Annotated in this window: 13 protein-coding genes; 9 read left to right on the plus strand and 4 right to left on the minus strand. The window is 65.9% G+C overall.

Translation table 11 applies throughout. The features are described 5' to 3' along the window. Positions 1-96: 96 nt before the first annotated feature. Positions 97-1,479 (minus strand): ABC transporter substrate-binding protein, encoded by a 1,383-nt coding sequence (locus tag J0I42_RS12455; protein ID WP_291655154.1) that lies wholly within the window; start codon positions 1,477-1,479, stop codon positions 97-99. A gap of 232 nt (positions 1,480-1,711) precedes the next feature. Here J0I42_RS12455 and J0I42_RS12460 point away from each other — a divergent pair, with 232 nt between their 5' ends. The 3 genes from J0I42_RS12460 (at position 1,712) to J0I42_RS12470 (ending at position 5,844) form a co-directional block, all read left to right on the plus strand. After that, the gene (locus J0I42_RS12460; RefSeq protein WP_291655155.1) at positions 1,712-2,692 is read left to right on the plus strand and encodes an ABC transporter substrate-binding protein; all 981 of its coding nucleotides are present in this window, start codon (positions 1,712-1,714) and stop codon (positions 2,690-2,692) included. Between the two features lie 31 nt (positions 2,693-2,723). Then, positions 2,724-4,475, plus strand: coding sequence for an ABC transporter permease (locus J0I42_RS12465; protein WP_291655156.1), 1,752 nt, complete (start codon positions 2,724-2,726; stop codon positions 4,473-4,475). A 67-nt stretch (positions 4,476-4,542) separates the two neighbouring features. Next, positions 4,543-5,844, plus strand: coding sequence for a GGDEF domain-containing response regulator (locus J0I42_RS12470; RefSeq protein WP_291655157.1), 1,302 nt, complete (start codon positions 4,543-4,545; stop codon positions 5,842-5,844). A gap of 6 nt (positions 5,845-5,850) precedes the next feature. On the opposite strand, the gene J0I42_RS12475 is transcribed toward J0I42_RS12470, so the two are convergent. After that, positions 5,851-6,780 (minus strand): LysR family transcriptional regulator, encoded by a 930-nt coding sequence (locus J0I42_RS12475; RefSeq protein WP_291655158.1) that lies wholly within the window; start codon positions 6,778-6,780, stop codon positions 5,851-5,853. Between the two features lie 123 nt (positions 6,781-6,903). On the opposite strand from J0I42_RS12475, the gene J0I42_RS12480 reads away from it, so the two are divergent. The 6 genes from J0I42_RS12480 (at position 6,904) to J0I42_RS12505 (ending at position 12,599) form a co-directional block, all read left to right on the plus strand. Continuing rightward, positions 6,904-8,400 (plus strand): CoA-acylating methylmalonate-semialdehyde dehydrogenase, encoded by a 1,497-nt coding sequence (locus J0I42_RS12480; protein ID WP_291655159.1) that lies wholly within the window; start codon positions 6,904-6,906, stop codon positions 8,398-8,400. 22 nt (positions 8,401-8,422) lie between these two features. After that, positions 8,423-8,971, plus strand: coding sequence for a hypothetical protein (locus tag J0I42_RS12485; RefSeq protein ID WP_291655160.1), 549 nt, complete (start codon positions 8,423-8,425; stop codon positions 8,969-8,971). Further along, entirely contained in the window at positions 8,968-10,122 is a 1,155-nt protein-coding gene (locus tag J0I42_RS12490; RefSeq protein ID WP_291655161.1) for an isobutyryl-CoA dehydrogenase, read from the plus strand. Before J0I42_RS12485 ends, J0I42_RS12490 begins: the two co-directional genes overlap by 4 nt. A 111-nt stretch (positions 10,123-10,233) precedes the next feature. Further along, entirely contained in the window at positions 10,234-11,121 is an 888-nt protein-coding gene (gene mmsB, locus J0I42_RS12495; RefSeq protein ID WP_291655162.1) for a 3-hydroxyisobutyrate dehydrogenase, read from the plus strand. 43 nt (positions 11,122-11,164) lie between these two features. Beyond that, a complete protein-coding gene (nudC, locus tag J0I42_RS12500; protein ID WP_291655164.1) occupies positions 11,165-12,121 on the plus strand; it encodes an NAD(+) diphosphatase in 957 nt (318 codons plus the stop codon). A 31-nt stretch (positions 12,122-12,152) separates the two neighbouring features. Next, complete coding sequence (locus tag J0I42_RS12505) at positions 12,153-12,599, plus strand: PaaI family thioesterase (RefSeq protein ID WP_291655167.1); 447 nt, start codon at positions 12,153-12,155, stop codon at positions 12,597-12,599. 130 nt (positions 12,600-12,729) lie between these two features. On the opposite strand, the gene J0I42_RS12510 is transcribed toward J0I42_RS12505, so the two are convergent. Continuing rightward, positions 12,730-13,584: a prephenate dehydratase gene (locus J0I42_RS12510; RefSeq protein ID WP_291655169.1), complete on the minus strand. Its 855-nt coding sequence runs from the start codon at positions 13,582-13,584 to the stop codon at positions 12,730-12,732. 79 nt (positions 13,585-13,663) lie between these two features. Then, complete coding sequence (locus J0I42_RS12515) at positions 13,664-14,398, minus strand: 3-deoxy-manno-octulosonate cytidylyltransferase (RefSeq protein WP_291655170.1); 735 nt, start codon at positions 14,396-14,398, stop codon at positions 13,664-13,666. Between the last annotated feature and the right edge of the window lie 39 nt (positions 14,399-14,437).

Genomic DNA, 14,437 nt, shown 5'->3' on the forward strand with positions numbered 1-14,437 from the left:
CCGTCTTTGTCAGAGGCTGTCGTCACCCTGTGAAAGATACGCCGCGGCAATCCTTGCCGCGGCGGGTCGTCGATGCAAGCAGAACGAGCGCCGGGCTCAGCCCGCGATCTGCTTGATGCGGGCGATCATCTCGTCCACGGCCTGCTCGGCGGGGATCTTGTCCTGAACGACGCGATTCACGGCCTTGGCCCAGACGTTCTCGGCGTTCACGGTCGTGAAGTTGTAGTTGTAGACGAACTGGAACGGCACCGTGCCGTCCTTGTATTGCTTGTAGACGACAGCGCGATGCGGGTCCTTGCCGTCGGACCAGAACGGCGCCTCGATCGCCTTCAGCGTCGTCGGCACCCAGCGGCCGGCCGAGCCTTCGACGAAGGGCCGCAGGTTCTCGTCCTTCATGAAGAAGGCCATGAACTCCTTGGCGCGCTTCTTGTTCTTGGCATCGGCGAAGATCACCGCGGTCTTGACGGCGGCGAGGTTGGTCATCTTGCTGCCGTCTGCCTTGAGCGGGAACTCGGCGGTGCGGATGTTGTCCTCGTAGTTCTTCTTCGCCGCCGCGCGCTGCTCGGCGGTGAGCGCAGCATTGTTCATGTCGTCCATGTGCTTGCCGGCGATCGAGATCGTGGCGTTATGCGTGGCGACGGTGGTGCGGTTGTGGAAGGCGACGTTGTTGTCGGGGTCCAGCCAGTTCACCGAGGACGGCGGGGTGCAGCCGCGCTGGAAGATGTTGGCGTAGGACTTCACCGCCTCGACCATCGCCTTCTTGTTCGCAGGCTGGTCGAGCACGATCTTGCCGTTCTCGTCGACGACCTGCGCGTTATAGGCGTTGGCGAAGGTCAGGAACGAATAGAAGGTGTCGGACGCCGCGATGCCCATCGGATGACCGATACCGTAGACGCGCTTGCCCTTGGCGCGCATCGCGCCCTGGACCTTGTCGCACCAGAAATCCCAGTAGCCGTTCCAGGTCTTCGGGATGTCGGCCTCCTTGAAGCCGGCCTCCTCCAGCATGTCCTTCCAGTAGGTGATGTGCATCATCTGCTGCTCGACCGGGAAGGCATAGTATGACTTCTTGCCGGCCTTGCCGTTCATCAGGAAGGTGGTCGAGAGCGCCATCGGCTGGAACTCACCCTTCAGCGGCTCGATCACGTCCGAGACGTCCTCGAGCTTGCCGTCATAGGCCCATTTTCCGGTGGTGCGGAAATCATAGGTGGTGCAGAAGCCGACATCCGGGGGCGTCCCGGCATCGACCGCGCCGACCGATTTCGTGACGCAATCCTCGGTGGCGTAGAGCGAAAGCTCGACCTTGACGCCCGTCGCCTTCTGGAACTTGTCGACGACCGCGAGCAGCGCGTCGTCCTCGCCCTTGTAGAAGCCCTTGGTGAACCAGGCGGTCAGCGTCTCCTGCGCCATCGCAGCGCCGGACCAGCCCGCGACCACCGCCGCGACAGCCGTTCCCAAGGCGAAATGCCGTACAAGCTTCATTCGGTAACCTCCCGTTTAAACCGTTTTAAAGCGACCTTATGATCGTCTTGCCGCGACCCTAGTCGAAAAGCCCCGCACGAAACAAGCCGGCGCGCCCACACAAATAGTATTTTTAATTCCAGGGCACGCAAGCGGCCGGGAAGTGGAAACCTGCCGCCCGTTTCATGGACCTGTCATCTGACAGAGCTACCGGCAGCGCCATCTCGCAACAGCGACCAAGATGGAGTCCAACATGCAGCGCAAGGCCCTGAGCGCCTTCACCCTCGCCGCCGCCCTCGCCGCCGCGCCGCAGGTTCTCGCCGCCGAAGGCAAGCTGGTGCTGTATACCAGCCAGCCCAATACCGACGCCCAGCAGACGATCGACGCTTTCAAGGCGAAATATCCGAAGATCGAGGTTTCCTTCGTCCGCGACGGCACGCCGCGCGTCATGGCCAAGCTCAAGGCCGAGTTCGAGGCCGGCGCGCCGCAGGCCGACGTGCTGCTCATCGCCGATGCCGTGACCATGGAGGGCCTCAAGAAGGACGGGCGCCTGCTCGCCCATGACAAGGCCGATCTCGTCGCCTACCCCGCCGGCATCCACGACCCGCAGAAGATGTGGTTCGCGACCAAGCTGATCACCACCGGCATCGTCTACAACACCAAGGCTGCGATGAAGCCCGCGAGCTGGACGGACCTCATCAAGCCCGAGGCGAAGAACCAGCTGGCGATGCCGAGCCCGCTGAATTCGGGTGCCGCGCTGATCCACACGATCACCCTGACCAGCAACCTCAAGGAAGGCTGGGGCTTCTACGAGAAGCTCAAGGAGAACGGCACGCTCGCCGCCGGCGCCAATGGCGACATCCTGCGCCAGGTCGCCACCGGCGAAAAGCTCTACGGCATGATCGTCGACTTCATGCCGATCCGCGAAAAGGCCAAGGGCGCGCCGGTCGAGTTCGTCTTCCCGAGCGAGGGCGTCTCCGCCGTCAGCGAGCCGGTCGCGATCCTGAAGTCCACCAGGAACCCGGAAGCCGCCAAGGCCTTCGTCGACTTCCTGCTCTCGAAGGAGGGCCAGGAACTTGCGCTGAAGCAGGGCTATGTCGCCGCCCATCCCGACGTCGCCCTGCCGGCCGGCTATCCCGCCCGCAGCGCGATCAAGCTGATGACCTTCGATGCCGCCAAGGCCCTGGCTGACGAGACGGCGGCCCGCAAGCGCTTCGGTTCGATCTTCGAGTGAGAGCAGCCTTGCTATCGCGGCGGCCAGTGCGATGACGCTGGCCCTTGCCCGAAACAACCGGCGGGAAGCCGCGATCGCAGCCCCGCCGGTTTCGCGTCTGCGTCTGCCGGAAGGCTGGGGCCTGCCGGCGCTCGTCGTCGCGGTCGCGCTGCTGCTCGGCGGCCTGCCCTTTTTGCGACTGGTCGCGGCGGCCTTCGCGCCCGGCTGGCAGTTCGCGCCGGGCGAAGCCGTTGCCGAGATGACGAGCCGCACGGCGGCGGCGGCGACCTGGCATACGCTGGAGACGGCCGCGCTCTCGGCGCTCGGCGCACTCTTCGTCGGTGGCATCGTCGCTTTGGCGCTCGGCGTCACCAATGTCAGGGGCAAGCGCCCGCTGGCCTTCGCCTTCGTCTTCTCGATGATGATTGCGCCCCAGGTGGCCGCTCTCGCCTTCCTCAGCCTGCTCGCGCCGAACTCGCAGATCCTTTCGCTGATCGGGCTTGCGCCGCCACCGGGCACGCCGAACCCTCTGCTCGGGCGGGGTGGCATCATCCTCGTCATGGCTCTGCACCATGCGCCGCTCGTCGCGATCACACTCTGGACGGGGCTGCGCAGCATCCCGCAATCCCTGATCGAAGCCGCGCAGATGGAAGGCGCTGCGCCCGCGACCATCACCGCGCGGATCGTCGTCCCGGTGCTGCGGCCGCAGATCATCGCCGGCGGGCTGATCGCCTTCGTCGCAGGCGTCGGCAATTTCGGCATCCCTGCCCTGCTCGGCCTGCCCGTGAACTACCTGACGCTGCCGACGCTGATCTATCGCCGGCTGTCGAGCTTCGGCCCGTCGAGCCTCGGCGAGACGGCGGCGCTCGCCATTCTGGTCGGCGTCATCGCCACGCTCGGTATCGTCGCAGCAGCATTCGCTGGCCGCAACCAGCACGGCAAGATCGAGATCGAGCGGCCGCTCGAGCCGTATTGGCTGCTCGGCCCGGCCCGGCCCGTCGTCGTCGCCGGTCTCTGGCTGCTGCTCACGTTGAAACTCGGACTGCCGCTGCTCGCCCTGCTGAGCGAGGCGCTGACGCCAGCGCTTGGCGTGCCGCTTTCCTGGCAGGTTCTGACCTTCGACAAGTTCACGGAAGTTCTGCTCCGTCAGACCGTAACCATGCGCGCCTTCCGCAACTCGCTGCTCTTCGCCGGCAGCGCCGCGCTGATCCTCGCAGTCCTCGCCATCGTCTTCGCCTATGCGCTCGAGCGGCGGCTCGGCAAGCTCCGGCGCGCCGTCGAGCTGATGATCGAACTTCCCTATGCCCTGCCCGGCATCGTCCTCGCCATAGCCTGCATCCTGATCTTCCTGAAGCCGCTGCCATTGATCGGCGTCAGCATCTACGGCACGCCCTTCATCATCCTCTTCGCGTATCTCGCCCGCTTCCTGCCGCTGGCGCTGAAAGCACCGCTCGCCGCGATGACCCAGATCGAGGCGCATCACGAGGATGCCGCGAAGCTCGACGGCGCCAGCCTCACGCAGATGCTGCGCTTCATCGTCGCTCCGATTCTGGCCCCGGCGGCAGCCGTCTCGGCGCTGATGGTCTTCCTCGTCGCCTTCAACGAACTGACGGTCTCGGCACTGCTCTGGTCGTCGGGCACGGAGACGCTCGGCGTCGTGCTGTTCAGCCTCAAGGAAGCGGGCCTCGCCGGCGAGGCCGCGGCGGTGGCGATCAGCGCCTGCGCCGTCATCCTCACTGTCATGCTGCTGCTCGACCTGATCGGCCGCAACCGGAAGCACAATATCCTGCCCTGGCGGATTTGAAGGATCGCATAAGGCCGGGCGGACAGATGTGACGGAAAATTAAACGTGCGGGCGCCCTAGATGGACCATGGATGCCTATCAGACATTGCAGGCCAAGGCAGAAACCGTTCCGGACGACCGCCAGATCCTCGTCATCGAGGACTCCCGGACCTTCTCGCTGGCGCTGCGGCAGCTTCTCCACGCCGAGACCGGGCTGCCCGTCACGACCTGCGCGTCGCTGAAAGAGGTCAGCGACCTGATCGTCGCCGCGCCCGGCGCCTACGCGATCGCCGTCGTCGACCTCAACCTGCCCGACGCCCCGCGCGGCGAGGCTCTGGACTGGACCGTGACGCACGGCATTCCTTCCGTCGTCTTCACCGCCACTTTCGATCTCGCCACACGCGGGCGGATCATGGAGCGGGAGGTCATCGATTACGTCTTGAAGGACAACGAGTTCGCCCTTCCCAATATCGTCGCCACGGTCAAGCGCGCGCTCAACAACCGTAACACCCGCATCCTCGTGGTCGACGATACCCGCACGACCCGCAAGGTGCTCGCGCGGATGCTATCGATCCAGCAATACGCCGTGGTCGAAGCCGGCTCCGGGCATGAGGCGCTGGCGATTCTGGAGAGCAATCCCGACATCCAGCTCGTCGTCAGCGACTACTACATGCCTGACATGGACGGCTTCGAGCTGGCGCGGCGCATCCGCCGGCAGCATCCGAACGTACGCGTCCTCGGCATCTCCTCATCGACCGACCGGCAGACCTCGGCAGGCTTCCTCAAGGCCGGCGCGCATGATTTCGTCTCGCGCCCCTTCGTGCTCGAGGAACTGCAATGCCGCATCGCCTCCAATGTCGAGGTGCTCGACCAGCTCAGGCAATTGCAGGACCTCGCCGCGCGCGATTTCCTCACCGGCCTGTTCAACCGCCGCCACTTCTTCGCGCGCGGGCGGCAACTCATCAGCGAAGCGCGCGAAATGGGCCTGCCGATCTCCGTCGCCATTCTCGACATCGATCACTTCAAGCAGCTCAACGACCGCCACGGCCATGACGGCGGTGACAAGGCGCTGACCGCCGTCGCAAGAACACTCGGCTCCATGGCAGAGCGCGGCTTCAACCTGCTGGCCCGCATCGGTGGCGAAGAGTTCGCGATCATCTTCCCCGGTGCCGATCTCGCCGAGGCCGAGCGTCTGTGCGACGGCATCCGGACGGCCATCGCGAGCAAGCCCCTGACGATCGAAGGGGAGCCTCTGCCGCTTACCGTTTCAATCGGCGTCGCCGCGCTGGCTCCCGATGCCCTGCTCGAAACCTGCCTCGGCCAGGCGGACGAGGCACTCTACATCGCCAAGCAGGACGGGCGCGACAGAGTCCGCTCCGCCGCTGCCTGACCCCCGTTACTCTGCCGCGGCCCGCGGCTCGGCTCTCTGCTCGCCCATCAGCAGGGCCCGGGACGCCTTCACCTCTCGGACGACGAAGTCGACGATGGCGCGCACCCGCGCCACATCCTTCAGGTCGGCATGAACGAGCAGCCAGAAGGAACGCGTGATCGAGACCGTTTCGGGCAGAACCGGCACGAGCCGCTTCTGCCCCTCGGCCATGAAATGATGGATCACGCCGATACCGGCACCGGCCACCACCGCATTCATCTGGGCGATGACGCTGGAACTCTGGACATGGGCACGCAGGCCCTTCGCGACCTCGTCGAGATAGTCGAGCTCAGGCGAGAAGATCAGGTCGTCGATATAGCCGATGATGCGGTGCTCGAAGAGATCCTCCGGTTTCGCCACCGGCGGCATCGAGGCCAGATATTCCGGCGAGGCATAGAGGCCGAGGCGGTAGTCCGAGAGCTTGCGGGCGACGACCTTGCCTTCCTTGGGCGGGGCCAGCGTGATCGCGACATCGGCCTCGCGCTTCGAGAGCGAGAGCAGACGCGGCATGGCGATGAGCTGGATCTCCAGGCCGGGATAGGACTTCGCAAAGAGCGCCAGTCGCGGCGCCAGGAACGACGTGCCGAAACCATCGGGCGCGCCTATCCTGACCGTGCCGGAGAGCGCCATGTCGGCGCCGCCGATATCGCTCTGGATCGCCAGCGCCTCGGTCTCCATGCTCTCGGCCTTGGCGAGCAGGCGCTCGCCATGGGCGGTCAGCGTATACCCTTGAGGGCGGCGCTCGAAGAGCTTGGCCTTGAGCGCCTCCTCCAGCGAGGTGATGCGGCGCGAGACGGTGGCGTGGTCGGCTCCGAGCCGGCGCGCAGCCGCGGTCAGGCGCCCGGAACGCGCCACGGCGAGGAAGAAACGGAGATCGTCCCAGTCGAAGCGCTCCAAGGCCCTCTCCCCATATTTGCGTTTGCGCACGGCCAACGTTCTACTCTCGCTATAGCCGTGCACAAACGTGAATGGTAGGGAAGTGGCAAGATCAACGCACCATCAGTTCGTAGGGAGGGCGCGATGCGTCAGGTTGGGCATTTCATCGGCGGCAAGCATGTCGCGGGCACTTCGGGCCGTACGGCCGATATCTACCAGCCGATGGACGGCACGATCATCGGCAAGGTGGCGCTCGCCTCCACGGCCGAGCTCGACGCCGCCGTGCAGAACGCTGCCGAGGCGCAGCCGAAATGGGCCGCCGTCAACCCGCAGCGCCGCGCCCGCGTGCTGATGAAGTTTCTCGACCTGATCGCGCAGAACAATGACGAGCTCGCCGAGCTTCTTGCCCGCGAGCACGGCAAGACCATTCCCGACGCCAGGGGCGACATCCAGCGCGGCGTCGAGGTCATCGAGTATTCGCTCGGCATCCCCGGCCTGATGAAGGGCGAGTATACCGACGGCGCCGGCCCCGGCATCGACATCTACTCGATGCGCCAACCGCTCGGCGTCTGCGCCGGCATCACGCCGTTCAACTTCCCGGCGATGATCCCGCTCTGGAAGCTCGGCCCCGCGATCGCCTGCGGCAATGCCTTCATCCTGAAGCCCTCGGAGCGCGACCCCGGCGTGCCGATGCGGCTGGCCGAGCTCTTCGTCGAAGCCGGCGGCCCTCCCGGCATCCTCAACGTCGTCAACGGCGACAAGGAATCGGTCGACGCCATCCTCGACCATCCCGAGATCAAGGCGGTCGGCTTCGTCGGCTCGACCCCGATCGCGGAGTACATCTACAGCCGCGGCTGCGCCAACGGTAAGCGCGTGCAGTGCTTCGGCGGCGCCAAGAACCACATGATCATCATGCCCGACGCCGACATGGACCAGACGGTCGACGCGCTGATCGGCGCCGGCTACGGCTCGGCCGGCGAGCGCTGCATGGCGATCTCGGTCGCCGTCCCGGTCGGCAAGGGCACGGCGGACGAGCTGGTCAAGCGCCTGATCCCGCGCGTCGAGAGCCTCAAGATCGGCCCCTCGACCGATGTCAACGCGGATTACGGTCCCGTCGTCACCAAGGCGGCGATGGAGAAGATCAAGCAGTATGTCGATGTCGGCGTCCAGGAAGGCGCCAAGCTCCTGGTCGACGGCCGCAACTTCAAGATGCAGGGCTACGAGAACGGCTTCTATGTCGGCGGCTGCCTGTTCGACAACGTCACCAAGGACATGCGCATCTACAAGGAGGAGATCTTCGGGCCGGTGCTCTCGGTGCTGCGCGCCGACAGCTACGACGAGGCGCTGAAGCTCACCAACGATCACGAATACGGCAACGGCACCGCGATCTTCACCCGCGACGGCGACGCGGCGCGCGACTTCGCCTCGAAGGTCCAGGTCGGCATGGTCGGCATCAACCTGCCGATCCCGGTTCCGCTGGCCTATTACACCTTCGGCGGCTGGAAGCGCTCCGCCTTCGGCGACCTCAACCAGCACGGTCCGGACTCGATCCGCTTCTACACGAAGACCAAGACGGTGACGGCGCGCTGGCCGAGCGGTATCAAGGACGGTGCGAGCTTCGTCATCCCGACGATGAACTGAGGCGCCACCGACGGAGGAGGCCATGGAGCGACCGCTGCGGATCATCGCATCGTCGCTCGCCCTTCTCTGCGGCCTGGCCATGCCGGCCTTTCCGCAGGAGGCCCCGCCGCCCACCTCGCCCGGCGATGCCCTCTGCGAAACAGGCATCGTCGAGCACCTGACCCTCGACGATGCCCAGCGCAGCCATTGCCAAAGGCTCTGGCAAAGACGGATCGAGGAAAGCCGCCAGCGCAGTAAGGCGCATGTCGCGCGCATCATCGAGGGAAACCGGCTGCGGCGGGAGCTGGAAGCCAGCCTGCCGCCGCCACCGCCTCCGCCGGTAACCGTCGAGAGCTTCCTCGGCGGCGATCTCGCCTATGGCGACGTTGTCGTGACCGACAAGGGACCCCGCGTCTTCGTCGGCAAAGCAGGCGAGCCTGCGTCGGTCGAGGATTTCGTGGCCCTCGACTCGGCCCGGTCTCCGCATCGCGGCCGGGCCAAACCTTACGACGGGGCCTATCCGCAGGCACAGCGTCCCCAGGCTGCAAAGCCGCGGATTACCGCCCCAAGCCAGCAGGAGCGCAAGCCTTGAGCCCGTTTTCCCTGACAGAGGACCAGATCGCCATCCGCGACATGGCGCAGGACTTCGCCGCCGAGGCGCTGGCGCCCCATGCCGCGCGCTGGGACGAGGAGAAGCATTTCCCGGTCGAGGAGATGCGCGCCGCCGCGGCGCTCGGCATGGGCGGCATCTATATCCGCGACGATGTCGGCGGCTCGGGCCTCACCCGGCTTGACGCCGCCCTGATCTTCGAGGCGCTTTCGACGGGATGCCCGACGGTGGCGGCCTATATCTCCATCCACAACATGTGCGCCTGGATGATCGACCGCTACGGCTCGGACGAGCAGCGCCAGAACTTTCTGCCCAAGCTCTGCACGATGGAGCATCTGGCGAGCTACTGCCTGACGGAGCCCGGGGCCGGCTCCGATGCCGCCGCACTGAAGACCAGGGCCGTGCTGGACGGTGATCACTATGTCCTCGACGGACAAAAGCAGTTCATCTCCGGCGCCGGGGTCTCCGATATCTATGTGGTGATGGCCCGCACCGGCGAGGCCGGCCCTTCCGGCATATCGACCATCGTCATCGAGAAGGACACGCCCGGCCTCTCCTTCGGTGCCAACGAGAAGAAGATGGGCTGGAACGCCCAGCCTACGCGGGCCGTGATCCTCGAGAATTGCCGCGTCCCGGTGGCGAACCGCCTCGGCCCCGAGGGCATCGGCTTCAAGATCGCCATGGCCGGGCTCGACGGCGGCCGTCTCAATATCGGCGCCTGCTCGCTCGGCGGTGCACAAGGAGCACTCGACCGGTCTCTGGCTTATGCCCGGGAGCGCAAGGCCTTTGGCAGCGCGATCGCCGATTTCCAGGCGCTTCAGTTCAAGCTCGCCGACATGGCGACGGAGCTTGAAGCAGCGCGTAGCCTGCTCTGGCGCGCCGCCGCCGCGCTCGATGCCAAGACGCCGGACGCGACGAAGCTCTGCGCCATGGCCAAGCGCATCGCGACCGATACCGGTTTCGATGTCGCAAATGACGCCCTGCAGATCCACGGTGGCTACGGCTATCTCGCCGATTACGGGATTGAGAAGATCGTCCGGGATCTGCGCGTCCACCAGATTCTGGAGGGCACCAACGAGGTCATGCGCATGATCGTCGCACGCGGACTGGTGGGCCGGTCGAAGGGGAACTGACGCGGGTCGGCGATCCGGGACAACAAGACGAGAAAGCTCTTTTCCGATGCGATCCCGCGGCTGCTCTTAGCACGGCCCGGGATGACACCAAGAACGACGGGAGGATACGACATGACCAACATCGCCTTCATCGGCCTCGGCAATATGGGCGGCCCGATGGCCGCGAACCTCGTCAAGGCGGGGCATAGCGTCAAAGCCTTCGACCTCGTGCAGGCGTCGAAGGACGCTGCCGCCGAGATGGGCGTCGGCATCGCCGGTTCGGCGAAAGAGGCGGTGGCCGAGGCGGAGGTCGTGGTGACGATGCTCCCTGCCGGCAAGCACGTTCTCGCCGTTTGGGCCGACATCCTGCCAACGGTGAAGCCCGGAACGGTGCTGATCGATTCCTCGACCATCGATGTCGAGAGCGCCCGCAAGGCCCATGCGCTGGCGGGCGAGCGCGGCTGCCTCTCGCTCGATGCTCCCGTCTCCGGCGGTACAGGCGGCGCCAAAGGCGCGACGCTGACCTTCATGGTCGGCGGTACGGAGGATGCCTTCGCCAAAGGCCAACCGATCCTCGCCAAGATGGGCCGCAAGATCGTGCATTGCGGCGGCGCCGGCAACGGACAGGCGGCCAAGATCTGCAACAACATGATTCTCGGCATCTCGATGATCGGCGTCTCCGAAGCCTTCGTACTCGGCGAAAAGCTCGGACTGTCGCATCAGGCGCTGTTTGACGTCGCCTCGACCTCGTCGGGTCAGTGCTGGTCGCTGACGACCTATTGCCCGGTGCCGGGGCCGGTGCCGACCTCGCCGGCCAACAACGAGTACAAGCCCGGTTTCGCCTCGGCGCTGATGCTGAAGGACCTGAAGCTTTCGCAGGAAGCCGCGCAGGCCGCGGGCGCCTCGACCCCTCTCGGCGCGGCCGCGGCGCAGCTCTTCGGACTGCACAATGCCTGGGGCGAGGGTGGCACGGATTTCTCCGGCATCATCCACCTTCTGCGCGGGCGCGGGGAAGCGTGAGACGCGCTTGCGCGGCATGGCGTCGCGGGTCTAGACCCAAGGCATGAACGACGCCCCGCCCCGCCGCGAACGCTCCTCCCTTACCGGCTTCGCGATCAACCGGCTCGACCGGCGCGAAGACCTGCGCAACAAGCCCGATGCGGTAACGGCTCTGCGCCACCGTTCGGATACGCGGATCGCGGTCGTCGCCGGCGAGACGCCGATCCTGAAGCGCCTCGACGGCGAGGCGCTGACCGTCTGGTTCAGCCATGGCGAAACCGAGATGCTCGGTGCGGCGGCCGAGGAAATCTTCATGGGGCTGGCCGAGGACGGAACGCCCCGCTTCGGGCGCCTGCTCGACAAGGCCCTGGTCGAGCCTTTGAAGGAGCGGGCGGAGCTGTTCGTCACGGATCTGCGCTCGGTCGCGCTGAAGCGCATCGTACCGGAGGACGAGGCGGGCCCGCTCGGCGAGGCCAAGGCGGTGCTCGACTGGCACGCCCGCCACCGTTTCTGCGCCCAGTGCGGCGGGCCGACGGTTGCCGGCGCCTCGGGCTGGCGGCGAGAATGCACATCTTGCGGCGCGCTGCATTTCCCGCGCACCGACCCGGTCGTGATCATGCTGGTGACGCGCGGCGATGCCTGCCTGCTGGCGCGTCAGGCCCGGTTCGCACCGGGCATGTATTCCTGTATCGCCGGCTTCGTCGAGCCGGGGGAGACGATCGAAGACGCGGTCCGGCGCGAGAGCTGGGAGGAGGCCGGCCTCAGGGTCGGCAGCGTCCGCTATCTCGCCTCGCAGCCCTGGCCCTTCCCCTCCTCGATCATGATGGGCTGCATCGCGGAAGCTCTCGGCGACGAGATCACACTCGACATGACCGAGCTGGAAGAGGGCCGCTGGTTCCCGCGCGAGGAGGTGCTGCAGATGCTGGAGGGCAAGCATCCCGATGGGCTCGCCTGCCCGCAGCACATCGCCATCGCCAATACGCTGGTGCGGGCCTGGGCAGTGGAAGGCGAACGCATCTGATCCGCCCGATCCTGCCCCGGGAGAGCGAAACATGTCCTCTGAACTACGGGGTGTCGAGCAGCGCATCGGGACGAGCTTTGCCAAACAGGGCCTGATGGCGACATTGGGCGCAAGTCTCGGCGCGGTTACACCGGGCTTCGTGGAGATCGTCCTGACGCCGGGTCCGACGGTTTCCCAGCAGCACGGCTTCGTCCATGCCGGCGCCGTCAGCGCCATCGCCGATTCCGCCGCCGGCTACGCGGCTCTGAGCATGATGCCGCCCGGACGCGGCGTGCTCACCACGGAATTCAAGATCAATCTGGTCGCGCCCGCCGCAGGCGAGCGTATCATTGCACGTGGCGAAGTCGTGAAGGCCGGTCGAACGCTGACGCTGGCTCAGGCCAAGGTCTTCGCCGAGTCTGGCGGGCAGGAGAAGCTCGTCGCCCTGCTAACCGCGACGCTGATGGCGATCGACGGGCGAGAAGACGTCAGCGACTAAGCGCCGCCACCCGCGGCTCCCATTCATCGGCTGAACACGCCGTCATCCCGGACCTGACTGTGCCGGGATGACCCGCATTTCCGAACGGGCCTTTGCCCCTCGACGAACGGAGAGGTTCCGGACTTGCGTCTTACTCGCCGGCTTCCTCGATCGTCGAGCGGAAGTCGTTGGCGGGATAGACGCCCATGATCTTCATCTCCTTGGAGAAATAGGAGAGCTCGTCGAGCGCGCGCCGCAGCGCCGGATCGTCGGGATGGCCCTCGACATCGGCATAGAACATCGTCGCCGAGAAATGGCCGTCGACCATGTAGCTTTCCAGCTTGGTCATGTTGATGCCGTTGGTGGCGAAGCCACCCATCGCCTTGTAGAGCGCCGCGGGAATGTTGCGAACGCGGAACATCAGGGTCGTGACGGTCTTCGCCCCGCCCTGACGCGCGTATTCCGGATATTTCGAGAGTACGACGAAGCGGGTCGTGTTGTGCTTCTCATCCTCGATGTCCTCCATCAGGATGTCGAGACCATAGACCTCCGCCGCGATCCGCGGGGCGATGGCAGCACGCGTAAGATCATTGGCCTCGGCGACCTGACGGGCGGAGCCGGCCGTGTCAGCCGCGACCTCGGCCTTGAGGCCGAGCTTGCGGATGATCTTCCGGCACTGGCCGAGCGCGTGGATATGGCTCTGCACGGTCTGGATCGTCGCCAGCGTCGCGCCTTTCGCCGCCATCAGGTGGAAGCGGATCGGCAGGAAATGCTCGCCGATGATGTGCAGCCCCGAACGCGGCAGCAGGTGGTGGATATCCGCGACACGGCCGGCGATCGAATTATCGATCGGAATCATGCCGTAGCGGGCCTTGCCGTCGCTCACCGCCGCAAGCGCGTCCTCGAAGGTAGCGCAGGGCAGAAGCTCGCAGTCCGGAAACACCTGGAGGGCCGCCTGCGAGGAGAAGGCTCCGGGCTCACCCTGATAAGACACGACGAAGGACATGGGACGACTTCTGGCTCCTCAGCTTCTTGTTATCCGCCATTGCACCGGCGAAACCGCTATCGGCCCCGCCAGGATGGCTCTAGCGGGATTTCAGGATCGCGCGGGCACGATCGAGATCAGGAGGCGTGTCGACGCCGCGCGGCACATGGTCGATGACCATGACGTCGATCCGCATGCCATCTTCCAACGCGCGCAATTGCTCCAGCTTCTCGCGCAGTTCCAGCGGCGACTGCGGCAGGCTGACGAAACGGTCGAGCGCGGCGCGGCGATAGGCGTAGAGGCCGACATGATGGTAAAGTGGTCCCTCGCCCGAGGGCGCCGTCGCCCGGGTGAAGTAGAGCGCACGCATGTGGCCGGGCGCGATCTCGCTGCCGATGAGCTTCACGACGCTCGGCGCCGTCTTCTCCTCCTCGTCGTCGATCACGCCCGCCAGCGTTGCGATATCCACAGCCGGATCGGCGAGCGGCTTCACCGCAGCGGCGATGGCCGAGGGCGCCAGCGTCGGAAAATCGCCCTGCACATTGACGATGATGTCGTAATGCCTGTCAGGGTCGAGGATATCTGCTGCTTCCTTGATCCGGTCCGAGCCGGTCTGGTGATCGGCGCTGGTCATCACCGCCTTGCCGCCGGCCGCCTCGATCGCGGCCGCAATCTCCGGCGCATCCGTGGCGACAGCGACGTCTCCGGCGCCCGATTCGACCGCACGCCGCCAGACATGGACGATCATCGGCTCGCCATGGATGTCGGCGAGCGGCTTGCCGGGCAAGCGCGTCGCCTGCATGCGGGCGGGGATCAGGATCAGCGGACGGGCCATTTTCTGAAGCGTGCTCGGCTGGGCTGCCGCCGGTGAAAG

Source organism: Allobosea sp. (assembly GCF_017308015.1).
Classification (GTDB): domain Bacteria; phylum Pseudomonadota; class Alphaproteobacteria; order Rhizobiales; family Beijerinckiaceae; genus Allobosea.

What these genes read in the sequence shown, in the direction of transcription:
- J0I42_RS12455 (WP_291655154.1), bottom strand. Translation starts at nt 1,479, where the DNA reads ATGAAGCTTGTACGGCATTTCGCCTTGGGAACGGCTGTCGCGGCGGTG.
- J0I42_RS12460 (WP_291655155.1), top strand. Translation starts at nt 1,712, where the DNA reads ATGCAGCGCAAGGCCCTGAGCGCCTTCACCCTCGCCGCCGCCCTCGCC.
- J0I42_RS12465 (WP_291655156.1), top strand. Translation starts at nt 2,724, where the DNA reads ATGACGCTGGCCCTTGCCCGAAACAACCGGCGGGAAGCCGCGATCGCA.
- J0I42_RS12470 (WP_291655157.1), top strand. Translation starts at nt 4,543, where the DNA reads ATGGATGCCTATCAGACATTGCAGGCCAAGGCAGAAACCGTTCCGGAC.
- J0I42_RS12480 (WP_291655159.1), top strand. Translation starts at nt 6,904, where the DNA reads ATGCGTCAGGTTGGGCATTTCATCGGCGGCAAGCATGTCGCGGGCACT.
- J0I42_RS12485 (WP_291655160.1), top strand. Translation starts at nt 8,423, where the DNA reads ATGGAGCGACCGCTGCGGATCATCGCATCGTCGCTCGCCCTTCTCTGC.
- mmsB (WP_291655162.1), top strand. Translation starts at nt 10,234, where the DNA reads ATGACCAACATCGCCTTCATCGGCCTCGGCAATATGGGCGGCCCGATG.
- nudC (WP_291655164.1), top strand. Translation starts at nt 11,165, where the DNA reads ATGAACGACGCCCCGCCCCGCCGCGAACGCTCCTCCCTTACCGGCTTC.
- J0I42_RS12505 (WP_291655167.1), top strand. Translation starts at nt 12,153, where the DNA reads ATGTCCTCTGAACTACGGGGTGTCGAGCAGCGCATCGGGACGAGCTTT.
- J0I42_RS12510 (WP_291655169.1), bottom strand. Translation starts at nt 13,584, where the DNA reads ATGTCCTTCGTCGTGTCTTATCAGGGTGAGCCCGGAGCCTTCTCCTCG.
- J0I42_RS12515 (WP_291655170.1), bottom strand. Translation starts at nt 14,398, where the DNA reads ATGGCCCGTCCGCTGATCCTGATCCCCGCCCGCATGCAGGCGACGCGC.